Below are 23671 nucleotides of genomic sequence, written 5' to 3'. Positions count from 1 at the left end.
TCTACGCTGGCGATCGCGGCGTAGTCAATCACCCCCGTGTCCAAGATCCGGGGTTAAGCCCCGAGCGCACTGTCCAGAGAACTGACCGCCCACAGCACGCCCAGGGTGAGATCGTCGAGCACGTAGGCGTCAGGGATGCGTAACCGGACGCGGTCCCCGCTGTGCCGTCCCTCCCGTCGCGCTCTCCGAGCCCGTCGCTCGTTCAGTGCGATCATCCGCCGGTCGTCTCCATCGCTGAGGCCGATCAGCAGTCGAGGCCGGTGCTCCGCGCCCGACTGATCCTCCGGCGTCTCGACGAGGACATGACCTGAACCGCGTGAGGCGTGGTGGACGCCCACCTCAACCGTGGCTCCTCCGAAGAAGGAACCCGGAAGTGCTTCGAGCGAGGCGCTCTCACCGGGCGAGGCCTCCCCATTCCAGGTCCACAGGCTCTGCGTGGTGCCGGTTTCCGCCAGCGCGGACTCGTGACGCGGGGCAGGAATCAGCATCGCTGGCCGCCGACTTCTGACGAGCTCCTGGGCGCGGCCGAGGACTCCTCCCGTGTCGAGGACCTCATCGAGCTTCCGCGCCAGTTCCTCCGGGCAGTCACGCTCGGCGGTCTCGATCTTGCCGATCAGACTTCCGCTGGTCCACGCCTGTCGGCCGAGCTCCGCCTGCGTCAGGCCGCGCTTCAGACGCCAGTGGCGCAGTTCCGCGCCGAACCAGTCTCTTGCTGAGCGGCCTGGTCGCAGTGTCTTCAGGGGTTGTGGCATCGCGGCACCTCCCAGGAGCACCCAAGCGGACAACGAGTGGTGTCCGCTTCAGCATCTCGACTCGGGCCAGCGAGCGCCACCAGATTGAAGAAGTGAGCCACGGAGGCGCGGGTTCCGTGAAGCAGTGGTATCCGCGCGATTCCAGGTCCGGGCTCCGTGGACAGCCGTGAAGGCATGGATGGACCTCAGCGAAGGAGGAAACGCCCCAGTGATTCAGGTGCCGACATCAATGCGGTGGTGACGATGATGTGTGCCGAGCGACCGAAAAGCGTTGCCGTCACAGGGGTCAGCGGTTTCCTGGGATCCCACCTCGCGGAACGTCTCGTGCGTGAGGGAACGCGGGTCGTGGGGCTTGACCGGATCCCCGTGACACACGTACCCGATGCGATACGCGAACAGGTGGATTCTGCCTTGGGCACCGGCCTTGTGTTCGAGCGATGCGACCTGGCCACAGACGATCTCGTCCCAGCGCTGCAAGGCGTCGACACGGTCTTCCACCTCGCCGGTGTGAGCGGGGTCCGGGAATCGTGGGGGAGCCGATTCAGCGACTACGTCAAGGCCAACGTCCTCGGAACGCAGCGGCTCCTCGAAGCGTGCCGGACGGCGGGTGTCCGCCGGGTGGTCGTCGCGTCCTCGTCCAGCGTCTACGGTTCGGTGACGGGTCGACCCTCGCTTCCTGAGGACCCTCCCCACCCGGTGTCACCGTACGGGGTCTCCAAACTGGCCGTCGAACGTCTGGCTCTGGCCTACGCCGAGCGCTCGGATTCCAGCTTCGACGCCTGCGTTCTCCGCTACTTCACCGTGTACGGTCCGCGTCAGCGCCCGACGATGCTGATGTCCCGCGTACTCGAAGCCGCGTACACGGGGTGTCCGCTGACGGTGTTCGGCGACGGGCGGCAGCGACGGCACTTCACGTACGTGGACGACGCCGTCGAGGCGACGGTTCTGGCCGGTACGCGTGCGTTGCCGGGCTCCCAGGTGGTCAATGTGGCCGGGCCGCAGAGCGCCAGCGTCTCCGATGTGCTGGCAGTGGCCGAGTCCGTGGTCGAGGGTCCGATCCCCGTTCGGTACATGGCCGACCGACCGGGGGACGTCTCCGCCTCCCAAGCGGACCTGAGCGCGGTCTCCACCCTGTTGGGGTACCGGCCCAGCGTCGACCTGATCAGGGGGATCACCGCTCACTGGGGGTGGTACCGAACGCAGGGCACGCGAGGGGCGCTCTCCACTGTGGGCGAGGTCGCGGCAGGAGGTGTCCGGTGATCTCGATCGAAGCCGCATCAGCCAACGAACTGTTCTCCGCCGCGGCGCACACGGTCATGTCGGAGGGAAGCCCCGTTGCTCCTCGGGGAGGAGCAACCAGGGAAGTCCTCGGAGCGCATCTCCTCCTGCGCGATCCCCGACGCCGACTCATCTCGGCCCCACCGATCAGGATCCTGAACCCCGCCTTCGCGGTGGCGGAAGCGGTCTGGATCCTCTCCGGAAGCGACGACGCCTGGATCTTCGACTACAACCGCCGCCTGGCCGAGTTCGCGGACGACGGTGTGCTCCGAGGCGCCTACGGCCCCCGGCTACGTCGGTGGCGCGGTGTCATCGACCAACTGGACCGAGTCCGGCACCTTCTCCTGGAGGACCCCGACACCCGACGCGCCATCATCCAGCTCTACGACCCTGGCCTCGACTCCGCCCCGAACAAGGACGTCCCCTGCACCCTGGGATTCCGTTTCTTCCTTCGCGACGGGCGACTGCGGATGCACACCACCATGCGCAGCCAGGACCTGTGGCTGGGCTTCTGCTACGACGTCTTCACGTTCTCGGTCCTGCACGAGCTGATGGCCCACTGGGTCGGTGCCGAGCTGGGCGAGTACCACCACCATGTCGACTCCCTTCACCTGTACGCCGAGCACTGGGACGCCGCCCTCCGACTGCCTACGGCCCCTGCCCCCTCACCCAGGAGCGCACCGCTCGCAGTGGCCTGGGGGGACCTCGACACGACCTTGGCGTGGACGAGAACAGGCGGTCCGTCGCTGCCGGCGGCCTGGGACCAGTTCGCCCGGACGATGCACAGCTACCGGCTCTGGAAGGCCGGAAACCACGGCGAGGCACGGAACTTGGCCCTCGCGATCCCGGGAGCCCTCGGAGCGGACCTCACCACCTGGTACGACCACCTCACCCGCCGCAGGAACGAGAGGAGGAACGGTGTCGACACGCCCACCCCTGGTGCTCGGCCTGTGCTCGGGCACTCATGACTCCGCCGCCGCGCTGATCAGCGGCGGCAAGCTCGTCGGCCTGGTCGAGGAGGAACGGCTCAACGGGGAGAAGCACACCCGAGCCTTCCCACGAAACGCCATCGCCTGGCTCCTGGAGCACGCGGACGTAGCGGCCGACGAGGTCACCTCGGTCGCGTACAACTTCCAGCCGGACCTCTACCGCGAAGGAGTGCTCTCCAGCCTCCCCCACCTCCTCCGGAGCTCAACACGGAGCAGGGCCCTACCCCGGGCCAACAGCTTCAGGAGGGTGCACCGTCGGGCCACCGAACGGCTCGCGAACCTGGCGGACAGGTTTCCTCGGGCTGACGTCGTGGGCGTGGAGCACCACCGCGCCCACGGGATCTACGCGTTCGCCGCGTCCGGGTACGAGAGCGCCGTGGTGCTCGTTGTCGACTCCCTCGGCGAGACCACGACCACCTCGATCGCCCGCGCGCGTCTGGAGGGTGACGGTGTCCGTTACGAGCCTGTGGCCCTGATCAGCGATCCCGCCTCCCTCGGATACGTCTACGGAGCGGTTACCCAGCACCTGGGATGGCGCCGGGGAGACGAGGAGGGAACGGTGATGGCCCTGGCCGCGTTGGGCGATCCCGCCCGTTTCCGCGGCCTCTTCCAGAAGGGCATCCGTACGACGGGGGACGGGTTCGCCCTCGACCCGAGTGTCTTCCCACTCCGGGTCGTCTCCAGCCGATACCCCAGGTTGTCTCCCGCGTTCGTCGCGGCCACCTGTCCTTCCCGTGTCCCAGGTAGCGCGCTGCGAAGGGTTCACGCTGACCTCGCCGCCGCCCTCCAGGAGCGGACCGAGCAGGTGATGGCTCACCTCGCACGCAGGGCCCGGGCTCTGACCGGGGAAACGCTCCTGTGCGTGGGTGGTGGTGTGGCGATGAACTGCCTGTCGATCGGCGCGATCGTCCGCGAAAGCGGATTCGAGGAGGTCTCCGTCCCGCCCGCGCCGGGAGACGCGGGTACGGCGGCCGGGGCCGCGCTCGCCCACCACCTCGACACGACGGGAACCCTGGCCAGCGGGGCCGCACGTCGCTGCTATCTCGGACCGGCCTATCCGGGAGTCGAACTGGGAAGCCGACCGCGCGAGGGGCTGTCCGCCCACCTGGTCACCGAACCTGCTCGTCACCTCGCACGACGACTGGCCGATGGTCGGATCGTGGGCGTGTTCCAGGGGAGGCTGGAGGCGGGGCCTCGAGCGCTGGGAAACCGGTCGATTCTGGCCTCCCCGCTTCGTCCTGACGTCGTCGACCGTCTCAACTCGACCGTGAAGTTCCGAGAGTCGTTCCGCCCGTTCGCCCCCGTGGTACTCGAGGACAAGGCGGCGGACTACTTCACCCTCGGACAACCGTCTCCCTTCATGTCCATCGCCAGCGGCGTCACTCCGCTGGCACGGGAGACGATCCCGACCGTCGTGCACAGGAACGGCACCGCGCGGGTCCAGACGCTGAGCCGTCGACACAATCCGCTGCTCGCCGAGGTCCTGAGCAACTTCGCGGAGCTGACCAGCGTGCCCGTTCTGATCAACACCAGCCTGAATGTCAAGGGCAAACCGATCTGCGGAACCCCTGAGATGGCCCTGGACTGCCTGGAGACCTCGGGCCTGGACGCGCTGCTGCTCGAACAGTGGTGGGTGGAGAAGGCATGAGGATCGGCTACAGCTTCTGGGGCTTCCTCGGGAACGGCGTCACGGATACGCCCGATGGTGGGCGCAGCCACCGGCGTGTACTCGTCGACGGTCTGAACGATCGCGGCCACCACATCGTCTTCCTCCAACCCAACCGTGACCTTGTCGAAGCTGGCGAGGACTTCACCGGCCTGTACACCTGGGACGAGCGTCTACCCACGATCGACGCGCTCCTGCTCGAATGGCGCTGGCCCATAGCCGGACGGAACGTCACCTCGTGCGCCAGCCCCGGCCACACCTGCGACCTGCACCGTCAGGAGGACCTCATCCGCGCCTACGTGCGTGGCCTGGGCCTGCCGACTCTGCTGTGGGACAAGGACCTGCGGTTGGCGAAGGACGACCCGATCCGGTCGCTCCCCAACATCACGGTGTGCGAAGCGGCGCTGTTCCCGAACGACGGGGCGCGATCCCTTCTCTTCCCCGTTCGCGACGCGCACATGGACGCCGCTGACCCCGAACTCCTCGCCAAGGCCCACCGAGACCTTCCACTGGTCTACGCGGGCAACCAGTACGACCGGGACGACGCCTTCGACCGCTTCTTCGCTCCAGCGGCGAAGCGCCATCGTCACGTGGTCGTGGGGAAGTGGCCCCGCACCGACTCCTGGCCGCACGTCACCTTCCTGGGACGGCGGCCGTTCTCCGAGATCGAACCGCTTCACCGAAGGGCCCTCACCACCATGCTGCTCGCACCCGAGCGGTACGCGGAGCACGGACAGTTCACCCAGCGGCTCTTCGAGGCGGTGCTGGTCGGATGCCTCCCGATCGGAGCCTCGAACATGCGCGGCGTCGACCAGGTCCTCCCCGAGGAACTCGTCGTGTCCGACGGCGTCGAAGCCGCCCGGCTGATCGAACACCTTGAACGGATCGCCGGAACGGCGCGCCACGCCCGATTGATCGCCGACTGCCTGGACCGTCTGGAACCCTTCCGGCTCTCCCGCCAGGTGCCGGTCATCGAGTCCGTCTTCGACTCGGTGGACACCGACAGCGAAGGAGCACGCTGATGCCCCCGAACGTGGCGGCGAATCCCCTGCCCGGGGTCAGCCGTGTCGACAAGCTGTATCTGGAACTGCTGTTCCGCTGTAACTTCCGGTGCGGACACTGCTACCACGGCAGCGACCTGGACCGACCCGACGTGGTCCAGCTTTCCCAGGCGGTTCGGGCGTTGGAGTACTTCTCCAGCCGGTTCGCCTGCCGACAGGTGTGCTTCCTCGGCGGCGAACCCCTGCTGTACCCCGATCTCCCCCAGCTGCTGGCCGCCGCCAAGGACCTCGGATTCACCACGGAGATCTGCACCAACGCCTACAAGCGCCGCCAGGTCCTCGCCGACTGCCTCCCCTTCCTGGACCTGCTGAGAGTCTCCCTGGACGGCGGCACCGCGGAGACGCACGATCGGATGCGGCGCTCGGGATCGTTCACGGCGGTCTTCGACACCCTCACCTGGGCGAAGGAGAACCAGCTCCCCTTCGGGGCGACGTGCACCCTGACGGCGCAGAACATCGCGACCGTTCCTGGGCTCGCCCACCGACTCCACGAACTGGGTGCCCGCGAACTCATCCTGCACCGGCTGCGAGAGGTGGGCAACGTCCTCACAACCGCTCTGCAGCCGGTCTCCTGGGACCAGACACGGCGACTGCACGAGAACCTCGCGGATCTGAACCTCACCGGCATGTACGTGAACAGTCACATCCTCCTGCCCGAACGCTGTCCCGCTCCCCAGGGCGTCGTGGAGAAACTGGAGATCGCCCCGGACGGCAGGGTCTACCTGTCCTGCGCCGAGGTCGCCGGACACGGCCGAGACGTGCGCTTCGACTTCGACCGGGGTGTCCTCGTCGAGGCGCCCACCGAGGCCGGGGAGTGAGATGGTGCGTGTCCTGATCGAGTCACAACACAGCTTTCACTGGAGTAGCGTCGGAACCCATGAGGATCGCGATCATCGGCTGTGGAGGAAGTGGCAAGACCACCATCGGCCGTCGGTTGGCGGAAGGCCTGGATGCTCCGCTGACCCACCTGGACGTCCTGTACTACGACGACGAATGGAACACCCTGCCCAAGGAGAAGTTCGCCGCGATCCAGGAGGACCTGGTGGCCCAGAACCGCTGGGTGATCGACGGGAACTTCGCCTCCACCCTGCCGATCCGGCTCCGCCGCGCCACAACGGTGATCTTCCTCGACCTGAGCCCGATCACCTGCCTCACCGGGATCGCGCAGCGACGGCTCAGGTACGGCGGCGGACAGAACGACTCCACCGGGGTCTACGACCGCATCCACTGGGGCTTCATCAAGTACGTCTGGAACTTCCGCAGGACCATGGGGCCGCGGGTCCGCAAGCTCATCCTGGAACACGGGACCCACGCGGACGTGCACGTTGTTCGTACACGCCGCGCCGCCAACCGGCTCGTCGACGAGATCATCCGGACAGCGGGCACCGGAGGCTGACCGGGTGGGAGGCCACTCGTGCCTCTCACTAATCCCTTCCTCGACCCGGATCAGGTTCGGGGCGGGCTTTACGCCCGACCAGAGCGGTTGGCCTCACGAACCCACGCTCTGCTGAGGGCCCGTGTCAGCGGCACGCCGGTTGTCGATGTCCTGTCCCGTCTCCTCGACACCTGGCTCACCGTTCCGGTCCACGACGCACGGCTCCTGGACGCGGGGTGCGGACGAGGGACGACCAGCCGCGCACTGGCTGGTCTGGGTCCGGCGTCCCTCGTGGCACTGGACCTGTCACCCGGTCTTGCTGCCACGGCACGATCGAGACTTCCGCACGGCGGCCAGCGGGCCGTGATCCCCACTGATTTCCACCGGTTGCCGTTCAGGTCGAACGTCTTCGACGCGGCGATCGCGGCGTTCTGCCTCTACCACTCGTCCGACCCGACCGTCGCTATCAGGGAGATCAGCCGTTGCCTGAACGCCAGGGGTGTGTTCATCGCGGTCACGAAGTCGGAGGACAGCTACAGCGAACTCGACGAGGTGATCGCCGGTATCGGAATGGCCTCCGATATCGCTGATCGCCCCAGCCTGTACGCAGCGGCGCACAGCGGGAACATCCGCACGTTGGCGGCTCCCGTTCTCAAGGTCCAACAGGTTCTGCACGAAGAGCACCGGTTCCGGTTCGAGACGCTGGAACACCTGGCCAGATACCTGGTGACCACTCCGAAGTACGAGTTCGCCGACGCCATCGGTTCTGACCACCATTCCCTGGTCGAGGAACTGCGGCGCCGCGGGTGCCCCACTCCTCTTGCCGCGTCGTCCACCGTCTCCTACCTCGTGGGAGTCCCGGATGCGTGAAACCTTCACCAAGGAGTACCGGGATCCGACCAGGTCGAGAGCCGCGGTGTCCCATCACCGCTGGCTCCGAGATATGGGGGCTCCGGTCCCCGCTCTACTCGCCGCCTCCCCCGACGAGCTCGTGTTCGGGCACGTTGGCGGGGAACACTGCCGAGTCGCGGACCTGCCCGTTGTCGCGGAGCTGCTCGGGCGCCTCCACGCGGTGGCGTTCGAACGCCAACTGCACGAGGCTCGGCTGGACGGTTCCTTCCGACCCCCGGGTGCTCCGTGGCTGGATTCCTTTGTCCGCCCGCGCCTGGAATGGCTGGATCGACGTCGGCGTGAGGGAAGCATCAGCACCGGCCAACATGACACCGCCGTAGCCGCTATCGCTGAGGCATCCGACCGCCCGGCCGCGGTCTACAAGGACTGCAACGTTCGAAACGTGCTCGTCGACGGGACCGACATCACCCTGGTCGACTTCGACGACCTGACCCTGGCCCCGTTCGGCTACGACCTCGCCAAGCTCCTGGTGAGTGCGGCCATGACCTACGGCCCGCTCACGCACTCCCTCTACACGCGGGTGCTCGACTCCTACCGCCGCTCCGGCGAGAGCGCGGGAGGCCCAGAGAGCACCTGCTCCTGGAGCGACCTCGGCGACTGGATGGAGATCCACGGACTGTTCACCGCTCGCTATGTCGGTCGCAACGGCTATCGGTACCCGTGGCCGGAGGTTCGACCTTGACACCCAGCACGTTCGACCACCCAGGAAGGCATCGGAAATGAAGGCCGATCTGCTGGAGCAACTCCACCGCCCGGACCCCATCGGGGTCGACCTGGCCTTGTTCCGCACGAGGATGTACCGGTTCAGCGAGGACCGGCGCCAGTACGTGCTGGCGGAGGTACTGGAGGAACGCTTCATCGAGGGGCGGGTTCCACGGAGAGCCACCCAGCGGTACGTCACCGCCTGCCTGAACAGCATTCGGAGCACCGGGGCCCCTCTTGCCTTCGAACCCGACATCCCCATCACGGAGGGGATCGACGTCGACGCCGAGCTCCGAGCCAGACGTCCCTTCGTTCGCTCGGGAACGGAGGCTCCGGTCAGGCCACAGCAGGTCGTCTGTGTCCTCGGAGCACCGCGCTCGGGTACCAGCCACCTGTACAACCTGCTGGCCCGACGAGGCCGGTTCGCGTACTTCACCACCGTGACGTGCTGGGCCTGGCCGGTACGAAATCTCGGGATTCCGCAGAGGCGCCTGTTCGAGTCGATGCCCGGCGACGTCCTGCTCGTCGACAACAAGTCCACACGGATCATCCCGGGGCTGGTCATGCCCTACGAAGCCGAGGACGTCTACGCCAGGGCCCTACCGACCTATCGGCACCTCGCGGGCCACATCTACGAGATCCTCCCCGCTGAGATCGGTGATGAGCGGCTGCTCAGGGACGCGATCAGCGCCCACACCCGTGTGTTCGGCAGGCCGAGATTCCTCACCAAGTCGCCCTTCAACGCGTTCAGGGTCCGCCAGTTTGAACAGCTCTTCGGGCCGATCATCCGCTACATCCACATCGAACGCCCCCGGGCACAGGTCGCGGAGTCACTGGCCCGCAACCGTTTCGCGTTCCGACGCGATGGTCGAGAGCTGACCGGTGAGGAAGCATATGACCTGTTCAGCTCAGCGATTCTCGCCAATGTTCCCCGGGAGCGATACCGGTCGGTGACGTTGGAGAGTCTTCGGATGGCGCCGGAGCAGGTTGTCGCCGAACTCCTGGCCTGGATCGACAGCGAACCTGACAAGGAGTGAACGTGAACAAGATCGTCAAGCAGAGTGCCCGAGCCCTCCTGTTCGACGGCCAGCGGCGCTTGGTCCTCATCAAGCGCACCAAGCCCGGTCAGGATCCCTACTGGGTCGCCGTCGGTGGTGGGGTGGAGCCTGAGGACAGCAGCGTAGAGGCCGCCCTTCACCGTGAGGTCCTGGAGGAACTCGGCGGGCGGATCGACCGGGTTCACCAGGTCTTCCTCGTCATCGACGACCTTGAGCACGGTATCGGCCTCCAGCACGTCTTCGCGGCTCGGTTGACCTCTATGGACCTGGCCGCGCGCAACGGGCCCGAGGTCGTCGAGCCCGGGCACGGTACCTACGAGGTGGTCGCCATCCCGGCTACGCAGGAGGCGCTCTCCACTCTCCGCCTGCTTCCATCGCAGTTGGCCGAGTTCGCTCGAGTGAACATCCACGGCTTGGTGGAACTCGTGGACTAGGAGGACAGGACGGGTGAGAGAGGCAAAGAGCCGTGACTGTGAGGAGTGGGCCGGTCCTCAGAGACGACGGATCCGCGCGACGTGTCGGTGGACGGGCTGGCCACTGTGCGCGGATTCTTCTCTGAGAACCGGTCGGATGTCTTCCGAATGGTGTCAACTGACGAGCACGCCGCGAGGGTCCCCGCTGCGCAGCTCTCCGGCCTCGACCCCGAGCTTGAAGGCGTCCCACTCGGCCTTCGTGTAGACGAGCACGGGGGAGCCTGGTTCGGCGGTGTCGGTGAGGGTGAAACCGCCGTCAAGGAGGAACTCGGCGCGCAGGCGTCCGAAGTCGGTGGTGCCGCGCGCGACCCGGTCGAGGAAGTACTCCCAGTCGTCGTTGGGGACGGTGAGCGTGGGGCCGTTGGGGTTCTTCGTGTCACCGATCTCGATCACGCCCGCGCGCGGGGCCCGGACCTGGACGCATGTCGCCCCTGTACTACTGAAGCTGGACTTGGTCCATCTCATCGGGTGCCCTCCAGAATCGCCGTGATGACTTCGGCTGACTGTACCGGGGAGAGCGCGGCGGACTGGATGTGGTCGTAGGTCGCCTTGTAGACGGCCAGTTCGGTCACGCCTTCGACGTAGGTGTTCATACCTCGGCTGTCGATGTAGACCACGGGAGGCAGGTGGTTCCCGGCGTCGAGGATCGCGAAGGCGCCGTCCAGCCCGGCGTGCGCGCCGGCGGATTCCGGGACGACCTGGATGTTGACGTTGGGCTTGTGCCCCATCGTGAGCAGGTGGCGGAGCTGGTCGTCGCGGATCTCCTTGCTGCCGAGGACGCGTCGGAGCGCGTACTCCTCCACGATCGACCACAGCTGCAGAGGGTCGGTTTCTCGGTGCAACGCCTGTTGGCGTTCCAAGCGGAGCTGGACGAGGTGATCCACCTGGTCGGGAAGCAGCAACGGGTTGGCCGCGATCAGGGCGCGGGCGTACTCGGGGGTCTGGAGGAGCCCCGGGATCAGGTAGGGATGCCAGTCCTTGATGCCGACCGCGATCTCCTCGAGTCCCAGGTACCTCTCGAAGTTCTTGCCGGGCAGCTCCTGCTCGAACGTGGTGGTGCGGTTGCGGCGTGGCCGTCGGGATTGGGCTCCGAGTTCGATCAGGGTGGGGCGGACGTCGTCGCTGACGTTGAGGACCTGGAAGAACAGGTGGAGGTCGGCCTTGGAGACCGCGGCCTGTCCTCGCTCGATCTTCGACAGTTTGGCCGCTCCGAACCCCATCTGCTTGGCGACCTCGGCCCCACTCAGTCCGGCCTCGTCCCTGAGCTGCTGGAGCGCCTTGCCGAGCAGTAGGCGGCTGGCGATGGGGCCGTGCTGCTCTTGGGGCATGGGGCGGTCCCTCCTGCGGGTCGTGTGACACTCCGTTCTCCCCAGTATCCCTCTGTCCCGTCTCGTCGCGGACATGTTCAGAAGATCTCTTGGAAATTTCCAAAAGGCTATTGCGAGGAAACTTCCTCTGACGCATCATTGATGTCAGCGCTCAGTGCCTCCGGTGTCACGTTCGGTGCTTCCGGGGCGTGCGCGCCGGTCCGGGGGAGCGCGATGTGGTCACGCGCGTTCCCGCGTTCTTGCGACTGAGGAGATCCAGCCATGAGCCACTCCAACGCACCAGCCCCAGATCAGCCGCCCGATGGGTGCCTCATCCCTCGGCCGCGGTGCGGTCAGAACGAGGATCGTCGAGCTGTGGCGGGACTGCCGATGCGCGTAAGAAGCGGACGTCCGGGTGTGGCCGCCGCGTACTTCGACGGGACCCCGGAGCAGGTCGGCCGGATCCGAACCTGGTGCGCGGGGCCACCGGGTTGGACGAGACGGAGACCGCCCCGGTCGAGTTGGTGATCAGCGAGCTCGTCACCAACTCCGTCCTGCATTCGGCCTCGGGTGGCCGGTGCGGGCGGGTCAAGGTCACCGTGGAGGTCATGCCCGGCCAGATCGTCCTGGTCTCCGTGACCGACGACGGTCCCCGGGCTCTGCGCCCGATCACCGTGCCCACCCTGGCTGACCATGTGGACGACGCGGAGGAATGCGGACGCGGGCTGCGCCTGGTGGCGGCGCTGGCGGAGAAGTGGTGGTGGACCGGTTTCCGGGGCGGTCAGCTGACCGTGTGGGCGCTGATCGACCCCCACCGCGACCTGGACGCCTGAACGCCGCCAAGTACGTGCCGCCACGGCGGGAAGCGCAGCCCGATCAGGGCCAATGACACCCGCCTCAGCGGCAGACACGAAGATGCCCCGATCGGTGTTGGAGCACCGAGCCGGGGCGTGATCAACCACCTGAATGCAGCAGGAGGATGACCGTGGATCACCACACTACCGGCCGCCACCGCAGGCGGCATCGAACCCTCGCGGGACAGCTCTGGGCCCTCGCCGCGGCGGCCCTGGCGGCTGCCCTGGCCTTCGTGTTCGTCCCCGACCCGCCGAGGCGCGAACCGGTCGCGATCACCCCGCCGCCCGAACCGCCCCGTCCCCAGACACCGGACACGAGCACGAGCAGCGCGCAGGAGCTGGCAGCGTCGGAGAACGATGCCCCTGACGAGACCGGCGGTGCGCTCGTCCGTCCCTATATGTTCCCCAGGCCACAGGTCCCCCGGCCCCGACTCCCTGAGGGCGACCTCCTGGCAGCGCCGACGGAACGGGCACCCGACGACCTGGGTGACCTGGCAGCCGTCATCCGCACCTACCTCAACACCGTCGGCTGAGGGGGCAGACTATGAACACAACCGTTCTCGCACCACCTGTCCGCGCCGTGACCTGGTGGGACCACCGCGTCTACACCGCGAACCTCGCTCAGGTGGGCCTGGTGCGCCGTGACCTGGCGGCTGACCTGACGGGGTTCGACTCCGACCTGGTGGACACCATGCAGCTGTGCGCGGCCGAGCTGGCGGCCAATGCCGTCAAGTACGCGCCGGATGGATCGGAGTTCCTCCGCGCCCTGGCGATGCCGACCCCGGCCACGCTGTGGCTGGCGATCGTCGACGAAGGCGGTGGGATCAGCCTGCCGCGCATCCCGACCGATCGCACCGTCGAGGACTGGGACATGGCCGAGGGGCAGCGCGGCCTGGCGCTGGTCGACATCCTCACCGAGGAATGGGGCTGCTACTCGGTGGGACCGGGCGGCCCTGAACTCGGTATCGGGGTGTGGACGACCTTCAACGTCGCCTCCGACCAGGCCCCGGACGGGCTGGGGAGGTTCGTCCTCACACGCTGATCGGTCGCTTGACCCTGGTAGAGACCGGGCGGTGCCCACGGTGGGTGCCGCCCGATCCCGTGTACTCAGGGAGGTGCCAGACTGTTGACCCTCCTCCGCATCCAACCGTGTTTTCGCAGGATGCCGAGTTGGACATCCCGGTTCTGTGATCTTGTCCACAACCTTTCGCTGGCGAGCTGTCCGAAACCGCTTGTGGATAGGGCATTCGAAGAGCTACGTTCACCATGATCGCTAAGAGTGCTGAGTTAATCACTCAAAGGAGTGCTTCTTGGTGTTGCGCGGATTTGTGCTGCCCGCTCTCGGTCTTGTCCTCATGTCGGGGTGCTCCGTCGAGAGTTCGACGGACGCCGAACCAGTCGTTCAATCCTCAATAACCCCAGTGGAAACGGAACCTTCGAAGGTGACTCCAGAGGACGAAGCCATGGCCGTTTACCTGCGGTTTTGGGCGCGATCGTGCTGGCTTCGGAGGAGATGGACCCGGACCACCCGGAGTTGGCGGAACACGCCACCGGCCAGGCGCTGGAGTTGGCGCAACAGGGTGTCCAAGGGGTGGCCGATGCGGGCTACGGCATGGAGGGCGAGCCTGTTCCCGCACCCGAGGTGATCTCAGCCGAGCCAACCGACGATCCGACCACGGTGGTGATCAGGGACTGCCAGGGCGCGGGTGACTGGAGGGTCGTCGGGGAGTCCGAACCCCGATCAGACAATGTCCGCATCGATGCCAAGGTCACTCGCGACGTCTTCTCCTGGTGGGTCACCGAGATGCAGGTGTGGGGGGATGACTCGTGCTGAGCCTGGTGCGCCCCCTGGCCGTCGGATCTCTGGCCCACCTGCTGGTCGCCCCACTTCCAGCAGCCCCGTTTCCCACGGACGCGGACTTCAAGGGCAATGTCTCCTGCGAGGCGACCGGCTGCACAGCCTTCGCGGAGTCCCAGGAGCAGGGCGGTTCCTCCGGTAGTGGTTCGCGATCCGGGAACGGTGGCGCGCCAGCCGAGACCTCCTTCGAACCAGCGTGCGAGGAGGGCGAGGACAAGGCGGTGTGGACCTGTACGGCGTGGGTGCAACCCGCATCGGACAGCGAGGAGCCGACCATCAGCCCGCGCGCCGTCGCCGAACAGGCGCGGGCCTCCATGTCGCTTCCTCGGCTCTCGGTCGATGCCTCGCCCGGTTTCGACGCGACGTCGATCGTTCACTTCCCCTCTGGCTCTGGGTGGACGGTGCCCAGTGGGAACCGGTCAGCGCCACGGCGTCGGTCTCCTCCGGTTCGGTGACGGTGACCGCCACGCCGGACACCGTCCGGTGGGACATGGGAGACGGCACGGTCGTCGAATGCGACGGCCCCGGCACCGTCTTCTCCGCCAGCTTCGATGACGCCGGAGCCCCCTCGCCCGACTGCGGCCACACCTACACCCGCGCCTCCACCGGCCAACCGCACGGACGGTTCCCCGTCACCGCCACCCTCACGTGGACCGTGGAGTGGACGACCACCACCGGCGGCGGAGGATTCCTGGACCCGTTGACGACCAGCGCGTCCAGAGGCGTCCGGGTGCGCGAGGTCCACGCTCTGGTGACCGGCGGCTGAGAACCCCACGGACGGAGAAAACGTGACGACGACGGTGAACGAACCCCACACAACCGGTCGGGTCAGAGGGAAATCACGCCTGACCCCGGTGCGCCGCCGGGGGTGGAAGCGGCCCTTCGCCGGGATCGCGGTCGTGGCCCTGGGCGGGATCGTCGCCGCCTGGGCCGCAGGGCATGAGGAGGAGCGCCTCCCCATGCTGGTCACGGCCACCGACATCGCGGCCGGTGACGTACTGACCGACACCGACGTCCGGGTGGTGCACGCCCTGGGCGTGGAGGACCTGGACCTGGTCCCCGCTGACGGCGTTGTCGGCGCGACGGCGGCGGTACCGGTCCCCGCCGGGACGGTCCTGACCGAACCGATGCTCGCCGACATCACCGCCTGGCCCGGCTCTGGGCAGGCCGTGCTGTCGGTCGACGCTCCACCCGGGATGTTCCCGGCCTCCGCACGCGAGGGCGCACCGCTGCTGATCGTCGGGGGCGAGGACGGTGACGAGTCCGAGGACGGCGAGCCGATACCCGCGCGCCTGCACTCGGTGGGGGACGAGGGGGAGCTGAGCGGTTCACGGGTCATCGAGCTGCTCGTGGACGTAGGCGACGTCGCGGAGGCAGCCCGGGCCGTGAACGAACCGGGGACACGCATGGCGCTGACGCCCGGGCAGTAGGACAACGGATCGACGAGGGGAAACGCATGATCATCGCGGTGTGCTCGTTCCCGGGTGCTCCAGGGGTCACCACCCTGGCGACGGGGTTGGCGGCCTTGTGGCCCGCTGGTCCGCTCACCGTTCCGGTGCTGGTGGAAGCTGACGTCAGCGGGGGCGACCTGACCACCTGGCACCGGATCACCGGTCGACCGGGGCTGGTCTCGCTGGCGGCGTCCGTGCGCGCCAGCTCGGACCCGGTCGTGGTCCAGGAGGAAGGAACCCGGAGGGCCCTGCTCCGGCACGCCGCCGAACTCCCCGGCGGGCTGCGGGTCGTCGCCGCGCCGCCGACCGCGCACGAGGCCGCCGCCGTGGTGGCGACGCTCACCCGCAGGATCCAGGTTCTCTTCAGCGGGGTGACCGTACTGGACCTGGGCCGGGTGATGCCGGGCACCACGGGCGCACACCTGCTCGCGCAGGCGGACGCGGCGGTCGTCGCCGTCACGGGCAACGACCCCTCCCAGATCCACCGGGTGGCCCGTTGCCGCGACGTCCTGGACGCCCTCACCGAAGGCGGTACCCGAGTGGGGCTGGCCGTGCGCGACAGCCGGTTCTCGGCCGACGAGATCACCGCCGAGACCGGGTACCCGGTGTGGGCGAGCGTACCCACTGACACCACGGGCGCGGCGTTCCTGAGGGGAGAGGTCACCGGGCCGCGTGGCCTGCGGGAGCGGGTCGCCGCGTGGTCGCACACCCGCCACAACCCTGACGGCGTCGAGTGGATGCCGCTGCTGGCCACGGCACGTCGGCTGGCCGAGCACATCGACGACCAGATCTGGGTACGCGAGCCCTCACCAGCGGGTGCGCGTCGACTGGAGGGTGCGGCCGCGTGACCTTGGTCAACTTCCCCACCACACTCGCCGACCTCGCCGACCACCTCGCGACCACGGTGACGGACGAACTCGTCCGCCGCACCGCGCAGACCGACACTCCGCCCCAGGACACCACCCACCATGCTCCCGGGCACCGCGAACTCGCTGACAGGATGCTCTCGGCGCTGTTGGACGAGTACGCCTGCCGTGCCCTGACCGGAGCCGCGGCCCCGCTGACCGAACAGGACGAGGCGTGGGTGCGCGCACGGGCGATGGCTCAGGTGTGCGGACTGGGGCCGCTGGACATCCTGCTCTCCGAACCGGGCGTGCGGGACATCCACATCAACGGCACCCGCGTGTGGGTCGATCTCGGCGACGGCCGACGCGAGGAACGGCCGCCCGTCACCGCCACTGACGAGGAACTGGTGGCACTCGTCCAGCGTCTGGCCGGTCAGGCACCCGGCGGGGAACGCCGCTTCGATCTGTCCGCCCCGCTGCTGTCCATGGAGCTGACCGACGGAGCACGCCTGTCCGCCGTGATGGGGGTGTCCCGCAGGCCAGCCGTGACCATCCGCCGCCACCCCGAACACGAACTCACCCTGTCCGACCTGGTCAGCTCCGGGATGCTCACCGCACCCGTCCGGTCCCTGCTGACCTCCGCCGTCCGCGCCCGGCTGAACCTCGTCATCGGAGGCGCCACCGGATCGGGCAAGACCACCCTGCTCCGGGCCCTCGCCCGGCACATCCCGCACGGTGAACGTGTCATCACCATCGAGGACGCCTACGAACTCGGGCTGGAAGGCGCCGACGACCTCGACTGCCTCGCACTCCAGGGACGACCGCCCAACACCGAAGGCGCGGGCGAGGTGACCCTGGCCGACCTGGTGCGGCACGCGCTGCGCATGTCCCCGGACCGCGTCATCGTGGGCGAGACACGAGGACAGGAGACCGTCCCGCTCCTCCACGCGATGACCATGGGCAACGACGGGTCCATGGCCACGGTTCACGCCTCCTCCTCCGCGCAGATCCTCACCAAGCTGGCCACCTACGCCAACCAGTCCAGCGAACGGCTGACGCTGGAGGAGAGCGCCATCCTCATCGCCTCCGCCGTCCACCTGGCCGTGCACATCGGCACCGACGCGGACGGGAAGCGACAGGTGTCGAGCATCCGGGAGATTGTCGGCATGGACGGCCCCCAGGTGATCACGAACGAGATCTACTCCGCCGAGCTCGGCGGGTTCGTCACCCCGCCCAGCCCGCACTACGCCCGCTCCCTCGCCCGGGTGGGCTTCGACCCGGCCTGCCTGTTCGAGGCCCAGCGATGACGGGCGTGCTGGTCGCGAGCCTGGGCGGGGGCGCCGTCGGCCTGGGTCTGGTGCTCCTCGCCCCGGCTCTCACGGCCGTGGCGTCCCGAGCACGCTCGGCTCCGCCCGTGCGCCGGGACATGGTGGCCAGGCTGACGGTCGCGGGCGCGGCGGGCGTGGCCACCTGGGCGCTCACCGGATGGCCGGTCGCCGCCGTCCTGGCGGCAGCGGCCACATGGTGGCTGCCGGGGATCATGACTCCGGACCGGGAGACGACGGCCGAGGTGGAACGGATCGAGGCCGTGGCAGGCTGGACCGAGCAGCTGCGCGACCTGATCGCCGGATCCTCCGGTCTGCGCCAGGCCATCTGGACCTCCGCCCCGATCGCCCCGGCACCGATTCGCCCACATGTGGAGAACCTGGCCCAGGACCTCCTTGACGGCGCGGACCTGGACGACGCGCTGACCGCGTTCGCCGACAACGTGGACAACGACACCGCGGACCTCGTGGCCACGGCGCTGTCCATGGCGGCCAGCCGACACGCCGCCGACCTCGGCGCTTTGTTGGGAACTCTCGCCGAGGCGGCCCACGACCGCGCGTCGATGCTCGTGCGCACCAACGCCTCCCGGGCACGGACCCGCACGTCGGTGCGGATCATCATCATGACCACGCTCGCCATGGTGGTCGGCATGGCCGTGTTCAACGGCGCCTACTTCGCACCCCTGGGTTCCGCCAGCGGGCAGATGGTTCTCGCGATGGTCGGCGCGCTGTGGGCGGTCGCCCTGTGGTGGCTGGTGCGGATGTCTGCCCCACCGCGAACGCGGCGCGTTCTGACCGCCCCCACCGAGGGGGTGGGCATATGACCGTGGTCGTTGCGGCGGTTGGGGGAGCCGCGGTTGGTGCTGGTGTCTGGCTGATCGTTCAGGGGCTGCGCCGTCCACGCCTGGACGAACTCCTCCCGCCACCGACGGAGGAGATCGACGGTGCTGCGCGATCCACGGGCGTCCTCGAGCAGGTGAAGGGGATCGGCTGCGCGGTCCTCGCCCGGCTCGGCTGGCCCGGACGTAGGACCAGGAGCGACCTCGCGGCATGCGACACGGACGTCGACACCCATCGCACGAAGGTCGTCGCCCTGACGCTCGCCGGAGCAGCACTGTTCGCGTGCACGCTGACGATCGCCGTGCCAGCGGCCTCCGTGCTCCCCATGTCGGCCGCGCTCGCCATCGGAGGAACCAGCCTGGCCGCGTGCGCTCTCGCCCCGGGAATCCTGCTTCGCGCGCGGGCACACCGTCAACGGATCGAACTACGTCTGGCCACCTCGGTCATCGCCGACCTGGTTGGCGTCGCGCTCGCGGGCGGAGCCGGAGTCACCGGAGCGCTCACGGCGGCCACCGGGCGCGGCACCGGACCCGCCTTCGGACGCATCCGACGGTGCCTGCACGAAGCCCACCTACGCACCCGACCACCATGGGACGCCCTGACGGACCTCTCCCGCCAGACCGGAGTGCGGGAGCTGGAGGAACTCGCCTCGTCCATCCGCCTGGCCGGGGCCGACGGCGCCAGGGTACGCACCTCGGTCCGCGCCAAGGCCAGATCGCTCCGCGCCCACCAGCTGGCCGCGCTGGAGACCGAGGCCCTCGAAGCCACCGAACGGATGAGCCTGCCCGTCATGCTGCTCGTCCTCGGCTTCCTCCTGCTCATGGGCTACCCCGCGATCGTCCAGGTCAGCAACGGATTCTGAACCACCACCGAGAAGGACAGGAAGGGGAACCAGCACATGGGCTCCATGCGACCGAGCGCCCTCGTGGAACTGATCCTCGGAACACGCAGCCCCGACGGCGACCGGGGCTCGGCCACCACCGACTGGGTACTGATGCTCGCCGTCACTATCGGCATCGCGACCGGCGTCGGCGCCATCATCACCCCACTCATCATCGAGACCGCCCAGGGCATCGACCTGGGGGTCATTCCGTGAACCGGCGGGGCTCCTGGGCCTCTCGTGACGACAGGGGAGGGGTCGAGCTGATGTTCGCGATCCCTCTGATGTTCGTCATGCTCCTGGGCATCATCCAGTACGGGCTGTGGGCCCACGCCCAGCACCGGACACAGGCCATCGCCACCGAAACCCTGGCGGCCGGCCGGACCTACCAGGGGAGCGAACGGGAGGGGCGGGCACGGGGATACGCCCTGGCCGAGGAGCTGGGCGGAACGGTGCTCCGAGACCTGCGCATCGAGGTCCGGCGGCGCGACGGGACGACACGTGTCGCCGTCGACGGTGTGGTGCTCAGTCTCCTGCCCGGATGGAGTCCTCTGGTGTCCACGACCCTGACGGGACCCATCGAACGGCCCGTGGGGGTAGCCCCATGAGTCTGCGGAGAGATGGGGACCGGGGGAGTGCGTCGGTCGAGATGATCCTCATCGTCCCCGTACTCCTGGCGTTCCTGGCCCTGCTCACCCTGACCGGCCGCTCCTACACCGCAGGGCTTGCCGCCGACGCACTGGCACACGGCGCCGCTCGCTCCGCCTCCCTGTATCTCGACCAGAGGGAAGCGCGCACTGCGGCCGAGCGTGCCGTGGCGGAGAGCATCGGTACGTGGGGCCGTGCCTGCCAGAACCCCGCAGTGACCATCCAGCACACCACTGTTAACGGGGTACGAGCCGTGCGCGCAGACGTCACCTGCGTCAGCCAGCGCGACGACCTTCCGGTGCTCGGGCTCGGCGAACGCCGCACCATCTCCGGCCAGGCCACGTCCGTCCTCGACATCCACCGCGAACAGGAACGCTGATGCTGCACGGCGGCCACCCCAGCGCGTTCGTCGTCATCGTCGCCGTGACGCTGATCGCCTGCCTCGGCCTGGTCCACGACGGCGCGCGGATGCTGCGCGCCAAGACCGCGACGACCACCCTCGCGCACGAAGCCGCCCGGGCTGGGGCACAGCAACTCGACGAGGAGGGGCTGCGAGCAGGGTCGGTCGTTCTCGATGAGGCCTCCGCACGCCGAGCCGTCCAGGCCCACGCGGAACACGGCGGGGCGAGTGCGGAGGTGGACGTTCACGGCGATGCCGTCACGGTCACCGTCACCACCCATCATGAGCCGACGGTGCTGGCGGCGATCGGGCCGGTCGAGATCGCCTCCCAGGCCACGGCGACGGCGCACACACCGTGAGGAACGAGGGGGAGGACGTCATGAATCCGACGAGGACGGTCTTGGCCACGGGCGCCACGCTCGCCCTGCTGGTCGCGCCGCCGGTGGTGCTCAGCCGCTGGAAATGGCCGGTCGGGGCGGACATGACCTGGGACTACGTGTGGTTGTCCCTGATCAGCGGCACGCTTCCGACGTCGGTCGTTCACGCCCTGGTGCTCGTCATCCTGTGGGGTCTGTGGGGCGCGTTCGTGGTGCTGGTCGGCACGGACGTCGTCGCCGTTCTTCGAGGCCAGATCCCCCGGATCGGGCTGCTGCGGCTCGTCGCGACCGGAGCCGCCGGGACTTCGGCGGCCATGTCCGTGACACCCGTCGCCGTGGTGTCGGCTGACACGGCGCCAACGACCGACGAACACACCACTGACACCCAGGAACCCGCACACACGCTGGAGCGCACCCGAGTGCTGGCCGGTTTCGGCTTCGATTCGGCGGAACTCACTCCCCGGATGAGGGACGAACTGCTGCCCACCGTCGAACTCCTCCAGCTCTTCGGCGATCCAGGGAACCCCATCGCGATCACCGGCCACACCGACTCCATCGGGCTGGACGCGTACAACCGTGACCTGTCACAACGGCGCGCTGACGCCGTCGCCGCGTTCCTGACCGAGCAGCTCGGTGACGGGTGGACGATCACCAGCGAAGGACTGGGCTCCGACCAGCCACGCGAGCAACCCGACCTCGGGCACGCCGCCGAGCGCCGGGGCGAGATCACCTACACCCTGACCACCCGGACCCACGAATCCGCTGTGCCAGAGGAAGGGGAAGCGGAGACGGTGGAGGACCCGCAGAGTGTCGAGCCAGCCGCTGACGAGGAACCGAAGACCGACCCGCAGGCCGACGGAGGTTTCCGTGGCGGCGAGCTGATCGCGGAAGCCGTCGCCGGGGGAGCAGCGGGAGTGATCGCGGGACGGCTGACAGCGCCCGGACGACGCGAGCGGAAGCCGAAGAAGAAGGAGCGGGACGAGGCTGAGAACGTGGACCTTCCCGAGGGGGAGGAGCTCGACGGTGACGAGGCTCTGGGCAGTTCGGTGCCTGTCACCCGAGATGCTGATGGCGGCGTGATCAGCGCGGAAGGGCACGTGCGGATCGCTGACAGCCTCAGCGTCAGCGCGCGAGCGGGTCTCGGCATCGCGGGTGCTCATGCGGTGGGCGTAGGCGCCTCCCTCATTGCCCGAGCCGTGGCTTCGCCTGGAACCCGGGTCATCACCAGCCGCCAGGTGATGGCCGAGGCGGGAGCACCACCGAACGCGCGCGTGCCCGGTGTGACCGTGAGCGCTGACACCGCAGCTGCCATCACGGAAGCGGAGCTGGCCAGCATCTCCGTGGCACCGCGTGAGCAGGGGGAGGAACGGATCCTGCTGCTGCTGGGAGCTCCCGAGCACGCCTTGGTCCGGGACCGCCTGCTCACCCTGGCGCAAGCGGATGACGACGAGGTCCTGGTGGTGACCCTCGGGGAGGGGACAGGGTGTACGGAGGCGGTCTGTGACTCTTTCGACGAGGTCAGCGTCACCGCGTCGGACGGGGGCACGGCCACCTACACGGACCTGCGGCTCCTGCACATCGACCAGGCGACCTTCGCAGCGCATTTCATCGGGGAGGGTCAGGCGCCGGAACCACCGTGGCCAGAGCAGGTCGGATTGGAGGTGTCGGAAGAGCAGGAAACGACGCCAGAGCCCGACCTGGACGAAGGGCAAGCCACCCCGGGTTCGGTTCCGCGGACGAAGGTGGAGATCCGGCTCTTCGCACCACACCCGCACATCAGCGTGGCGGGAACCGATATCGGCCAGCGGATGCGTTCGTCCTCACGAAGGATGCTCGCCTACCTGGCACTTCATCCACGTGGAGTCGGCACCGAGACCCTGACGGAAGCCCTCTTCCCCGACAGCACCGAGAGCAAGGCCCGGGCACTGCGCAACACCGCCTCCAGCGACATCCGCCGCGTCGTCCGCGATGCTCTTGGGGATCCTGAAGCGGAGATCCTCCAGGTGGACTCGGGACGCTACCGGATCCGGCAAGAGGTCGTCGACGTGGACGCGTGGCGGTTCGACGCCGCGATGAAGGAGGTAGGTGGGGCTACGGACGCTGGGGCGCGCGAGGAACACCTGCGCTCGGCATCGGGCGAGTACGCACAGGTACTGCTCTCCGAGGTTGACCTCCCGTGGATCGAGGAGAAGCGTCAGGCGTATCGGCGAGCCGCCGCCGACTGCTTCGTGAGCCTGGCGAAGGTGGCCGAGACCGGTGAACAGGCGCTGTCCTGGTTGGAACGCGCCCGAGAGTCCGATGACCTGAACGAAGCCGTCTACCAGGAGATCATGAAGGTCCACGCCGCACTGGGCCGCCCGGACGCGGTGCAACGCACCTTCCAAGATCTCTCCGAACGCCTTAAGGCCATGCGCGCTCGCCCTAGTGCTGCCACGAACAAGCTCCTGAACACCCTGACGACGGACGTTGCTCTCAGCGAATAAGGCCTGGTTGGCCCCTTGAGGGCTCTGCTTCCGGGTTACACAGAAGTCTCGCTGCGGGAACAGTGATGTCTATGTGTCTTGTGAGGTCTTGTGTACTGAGTCCCACCTCATGTTTGCTTTGTCCTGGTTCTGTCAGT

General features: G+C 68.2%; 28 protein-coding genes. 25 read left to right on the top strand and 3 right to left on the bottom strand.

The features are described 5' to 3' along the window. Nucleotides 1–53 precede the first annotated feature (53 nt). Nucleotides 54–752: a helix-turn-helix transcriptional regulator gene (locus tag DVR05_RS25600; RefSeq protein WP_232832330.1), complete on the bottom strand. Its 699-nt coding sequence runs from the start codon at nucleotides 750–752 to the stop codon at nucleotides 54–56. Between the two features lie 174 nt (nucleotides 753–926). Here DVR05_RS25600 and DVR05_RS25595 point away from each other — a divergent pair, with 174 nt between their 5' ends. Genes DVR05_RS25595 through DVR05_RS25550 form a run of 10 tightly spaced genes read left to right on the top strand, consistent with a single transcriptional unit; the run spans nucleotide 927 to nucleotide 10227 of the window. Continuing rightward, nucleotides 927–2012 carry an NAD-dependent epimerase/dehydratase family protein gene (locus DVR05_RS25595; RefSeq protein WP_369974583.1) on the top strand — a complete coding sequence of 362 codons (1086 nt, stop codon included), beginning with the start codon at nucleotides 927–929 and terminating at the stop codon, nucleotides 2010–2012. Further along, nucleotides 2009–2998, top strand: coding sequence for a thymidylate synthase (locus DVR05_RS25590; RefSeq protein WP_116248478.1), 990 nt, complete (start codon nucleotides 2009–2011; stop codon nucleotides 2996–2998). The genes DVR05_RS25595 and DVR05_RS25590 overlap by 4 nt, the downstream gene beginning before the upstream one ends. Then, on the top strand, nucleotides 2949–4667 hold the full coding sequence (locus DVR05_RS25585) for a carbamoyltransferase C-terminal domain-containing protein (RefSeq protein WP_232832329.1): 1719 nt from the start codon (nucleotides 2949–2951) through the stop codon (nucleotides 4665–4667). Before DVR05_RS25590 ends, DVR05_RS25585 begins: the two co-directional genes overlap by 50 nt. Then, entirely contained in the window at nucleotides 4664–5707 is a 1044-nt protein-coding gene (locus DVR05_RS25580) for a hypothetical protein (RefSeq protein ID WP_116248476.1), read from the top strand. The genes DVR05_RS25585 and DVR05_RS25580 overlap by 4 nt, the downstream gene beginning before the upstream one ends. Further along, nucleotides 5707–6564, top strand: a complete 858-nt coding sequence (locus DVR05_RS25575; protein ID WP_116248475.1) for a radical SAM protein — start codon at nucleotides 5707–5709, stop codon at nucleotides 6562–6564. Before DVR05_RS25580 ends, DVR05_RS25575 begins: the two co-directional genes overlap by 1 nt. A gap of 59 nt (nucleotides 6565–6623) precedes the next feature. Beyond that, nucleotides 6624–7142, top strand: coding sequence for a hypothetical protein (locus tag DVR05_RS25570; protein WP_017601120.1), 519 nt, complete (start codon nucleotides 6624–6626; stop codon nucleotides 7140–7142). 18 nt (nucleotides 7143–7160) lie between these two features. Further along, nucleotides 7161–7991, top strand: coding sequence for a class I SAM-dependent methyltransferase (locus DVR05_RS25565; protein ID WP_116248474.1), 831 nt, complete (start codon nucleotides 7161–7163; stop codon nucleotides 7989–7991). After that, complete coding sequence (locus tag DVR05_RS25560; protein ID WP_116248473.1) at nucleotides 7984–8715, top strand: phosphotransferase; 732 nt, start codon at nucleotides 7984–7986, stop codon at nucleotides 8713–8715. The genes DVR05_RS25565 and DVR05_RS25560 overlap by 8 nt, the downstream gene beginning before the upstream one ends. 37 nt (nucleotides 8716–8752) lie before the next feature. Next, on the top strand, nucleotides 8753–9772 hold the full coding sequence (locus DVR05_RS25555) for a sulfotransferase (RefSeq protein WP_157982553.1): 1020 nt from the start codon (nucleotides 8753–8755) through the stop codon (nucleotides 9770–9772). A 2-nt stretch (nucleotides 9773–9774) separates the two neighbouring features. Then, complete coding sequence (locus DVR05_RS25550) at nucleotides 9775–10227, top strand: NUDIX domain-containing protein (protein WP_116248471.1); 453 nt, start codon at nucleotides 9775–9777, stop codon at nucleotides 10225–10227. A 153-nt stretch (nucleotides 10228–10380) separates the two neighbouring features. Here DVR05_RS25550 and DVR05_RS25545 read toward each other — a convergent pair whose 3' ends face one another. Both DVR05_RS25545 and DVR05_RS25540 read right to left on the bottom strand, forming a co-directional pair. Further along, a complete protein-coding gene (locus DVR05_RS25545) occupies nucleotides 10381–10731 on the bottom strand; it encodes a DUF397 domain-containing protein (RefSeq protein ID WP_116248470.1) in 351 nt (116 codons plus the stop codon). Beyond that, nucleotides 10728–11594, bottom strand: a complete 867-nt coding sequence (locus tag DVR05_RS25540; RefSeq protein ID WP_116248469.1) for a helix-turn-helix transcriptional regulator — start codon at nucleotides 11592–11594, stop codon at nucleotides 10728–10730. Before DVR05_RS25540 ends, DVR05_RS25545 begins: the two co-directional genes overlap by 4 nt. 452 nt (nucleotides 11595–12046) lie before the next feature. Between DVR05_RS25540 and DVR05_RS25535 the strand changes: the two genes are divergently transcribed. From DVR05_RS25535 to DVR05_RS25465, 15 genes are all read left to right on the top strand, one after another. Next, nucleotides 12047–12406 carry an ATP-binding protein gene (locus tag DVR05_RS25535; protein ID WP_232832328.1) on the top strand — a complete coding sequence of 120 codons (360 nt, stop codon included), beginning with the start codon at nucleotides 12047–12049 and terminating at the stop codon, nucleotides 12404–12406. 152 nt (nucleotides 12407–12558) lie between these two features. Next, nucleotides 12559–12960, top strand: coding sequence for a hypothetical protein (locus DVR05_RS25530; RefSeq protein WP_157982552.1), 402 nt, complete (start codon nucleotides 12559–12561; stop codon nucleotides 12958–12960). Between the two features lie 11 nt (nucleotides 12961–12971). Further along, entirely contained in the window at nucleotides 12972–13469 is a 498-nt protein-coding gene (locus tag DVR05_RS25525; RefSeq protein WP_198659355.1) for an ATP-binding protein, read from the top strand. 441 nt (nucleotides 13470–13910) lie between these two features. Continuing rightward, nucleotides 13911–14261 (top strand): hypothetical protein, encoded by a 351-nt coding sequence (locus tag DVR05_RS25520; protein WP_232832327.1) that lies wholly within the window; start codon nucleotides 13911–13913, stop codon nucleotides 14259–14261. Between the two features lie 418 nt (nucleotides 14262–14679). Next, nucleotides 14680–15051 carry a hypothetical protein gene (locus tag DVR05_RS27650; RefSeq protein WP_232832326.1) on the top strand — a complete coding sequence of 124 codons (372 nt, stop codon included), beginning with the start codon at nucleotides 14680–14682 and terminating at the stop codon, nucleotides 15049–15051. An 88-nt stretch (nucleotides 15052–15139) separates the two neighbouring features. Continuing rightward, a complete protein-coding gene (locus tag DVR05_RS25510; protein WP_198659354.1) occupies nucleotides 15140–15715 on the top strand; it encodes an SAF domain-containing protein in 576 nt (191 codons plus the stop codon). Nucleotides 15716–15741: 26 nt separating this feature from the next. Next, nucleotides 15742–16584, top strand: a complete 843-nt coding sequence (locus DVR05_RS25505; protein ID WP_116248466.1) for a hypothetical protein — start codon at nucleotides 15742–15744, stop codon at nucleotides 16582–16584. Continuing rightward, nucleotides 16581–17888 carry a CpaF family protein gene (locus tag DVR05_RS25500; protein WP_116248465.1) on the top strand — a complete coding sequence of 436 codons (1308 nt, stop codon included), beginning with the start codon at nucleotides 16581–16583 and terminating at the stop codon, nucleotides 17886–17888. Before DVR05_RS25505 ends, DVR05_RS25500 begins: the two co-directional genes overlap by 4 nt. Further along, a complete protein-coding gene (locus DVR05_RS25495; protein WP_116248464.1) occupies nucleotides 17885–18730 on the top strand; it encodes a type II secretion system F family protein in 846 nt (281 codons plus the stop codon). Before DVR05_RS25500 ends, DVR05_RS25495 begins: the two co-directional genes overlap by 4 nt. Beyond that, a complete protein-coding gene (locus DVR05_RS25490) occupies nucleotides 18727–19608 on the top strand; it encodes a type II secretion system F family protein (RefSeq protein WP_116248463.1) in 882 nt (293 codons plus the stop codon). The genes DVR05_RS25495 and DVR05_RS25490 overlap by 4 nt, the downstream gene beginning before the upstream one ends. A gap of 36 nt (nucleotides 19609–19644) precedes the next feature. Continuing rightward, entirely contained in the window at nucleotides 19645–19842 is a 198-nt protein-coding gene (locus DVR05_RS25485) for a hypothetical protein (protein WP_116248462.1), read from the top strand. A gap of 50 nt (nucleotides 19843–19892) precedes the next feature. Then, nucleotides 19893–20234 carry a TadE family protein gene (locus tag DVR05_RS25480; protein ID WP_232832325.1) on the top strand — a complete coding sequence of 114 codons (342 nt, stop codon included), beginning with the start codon at nucleotides 19893–19895 and terminating at the stop codon, nucleotides 20232–20234. After that, the gene (locus tag DVR05_RS25475) at nucleotides 20231–20653 is read left to right on the top strand and encodes a TadE/TadG family type IV pilus assembly protein (protein ID WP_232832324.1); all 423 of its coding nucleotides are present in this window, start codon (nucleotides 20231–20233) and stop codon (nucleotides 20651–20653) included. The genes DVR05_RS25480 and DVR05_RS25475 overlap by 4 nt, the downstream gene beginning before the upstream one ends. Continuing rightward, nucleotides 20653–21033, top strand: a complete 381-nt coding sequence (locus tag DVR05_RS25470; protein WP_116248460.1) for a hypothetical protein — start codon at nucleotides 20653–20655, stop codon at nucleotides 21031–21033. The genes DVR05_RS25475 and DVR05_RS25470 overlap by 1 nt, the downstream gene beginning before the upstream one ends. Nucleotides 21034–21053: 20 nt before the next feature. After that, complete coding sequence (locus DVR05_RS25465; RefSeq protein ID WP_232832323.1) at nucleotides 21054–23534, top strand: OmpA family protein; 2481 nt, start codon at nucleotides 21054–21056, stop codon at nucleotides 23532–23534. Nucleotides 23535–23671: the final 137 nt, after the last annotated feature.

It is taken from the genome of Nocardiopsis sp. FIRDI 009 (assembly GCF_003386285.1).
In the GTDB taxonomy this organism is placed as follows: Bacteria; Actinomycetota; Actinomycetes; order Streptosporangiales; family Streptosporangiaceae; genus Nocardiopsis.
This window is presented reverse-complemented; position numbering and strand designations above follow the sequence as displayed.

Coding starts and splice junctions, on each gene's coding strand:
- DVR05_RS25540 (WP_116248469.1), bottom strand. CDS start 11,594: ATGCCCCAAGAGCAGCACGGCCCCATCGCCAGCCGCCTACTGCTCGGC.
- DVR05_RS25470 (WP_116248460.1), top strand. CDS start 20,653: ATGCTGCACGGCGGCCACCCCAGCGCGTTCGTCGTCATCGTCGCCGTG.
- DVR05_RS25495 (WP_116248464.1), top strand. CDS start 17,885: ATGACGGGCGTGCTGGTCGCGAGCCTGGGCGGGGGCGCCGTCGGCCTG.
- DVR05_RS25475 (WP_232832324.1), top strand. CDS start 20,231: ATGAGTCTGCGGAGAGATGGGGACCGGGGGAGTGCGTCGGTCGAGATG.
- DVR05_RS25485 (WP_116248462.1), top strand. CDS start 19,645: ATGGGCTCCATGCGACCGAGCGCCCTCGTGGAACTGATCCTCGGAACA.
- DVR05_RS25595 (WP_369974583.1), top strand. CDS start 927: ATGGATGGACCTCAGCGAAGGAGGAAACGCCCCAGTGATTCAGGTGCC.
- DVR05_RS25505 (WP_116248466.1), top strand. CDS start 15,742: ATGATCATCGCGGTGTGCTCGTTCCCGGGTGCTCCAGGGGTCACCACC.
- DVR05_RS25560 (WP_116248473.1), top strand. CDS start 7,984: ATGCGTGAAACCTTCACCAAGGAGTACCGGGATCCGACCAGGTCGAGA.
- DVR05_RS25600 (WP_232832330.1), bottom strand. CDS start 752: ATGCCACAACCCCTGAAGACACTGCGACCAGGCCGCTCAGCAAGAGAC.
- DVR05_RS25580 (WP_116248476.1), top strand. CDS start 4,664: ATGAGGATCGGCTACAGCTTCTGGGGCTTCCTCGGGAACGGCGTCACG.
- DVR05_RS25525 (WP_198659355.1), top strand. CDS start 12,972: ATGAACACAACCGTTCTCGCACCACCTGTCCGCGCCGTGACCTGGTGG.
- DVR05_RS25480 (WP_232832325.1), top strand. CDS start 19,893: ATGTTCGCGATCCCTCTGATGTTCGTCATGCTCCTGGGCATCATCCAG.
- DVR05_RS25490 (WP_116248463.1), top strand. CDS start 18,727: ATGACCGTGGTCGTTGCGGCGGTTGGGGGAGCCGCGGTTGGTGCTGGT.
- DVR05_RS25555 (WP_157982553.1), top strand. CDS start 8,753: ATGAAGGCCGATCTGCTGGAGCAACTCCACCGCCCGGACCCCATCGGG.
- DVR05_RS25545 (WP_116248470.1), bottom strand. CDS start 10,731: ATGAGATGGACCAAGTCCAGCTTCAGTAGTACAGGGGCGACATGCGTC.
- DVR05_RS25575 (WP_116248475.1), top strand. CDS start 5,707: ATGCCCCCGAACGTGGCGGCGAATCCCCTGCCCGGGGTCAGCCGTGTC.
- DVR05_RS25465 (WP_232832323.1), top strand. CDS start 21,054: ATGAATCCGACGAGGACGGTCTTGGCCACGGGCGCCACGCTCGCCCTG.
- DVR05_RS25570 (WP_017601120.1), top strand. CDS start 6,624: ATGAGGATCGCGATCATCGGCTGTGGAGGAAGTGGCAAGACCACCATC.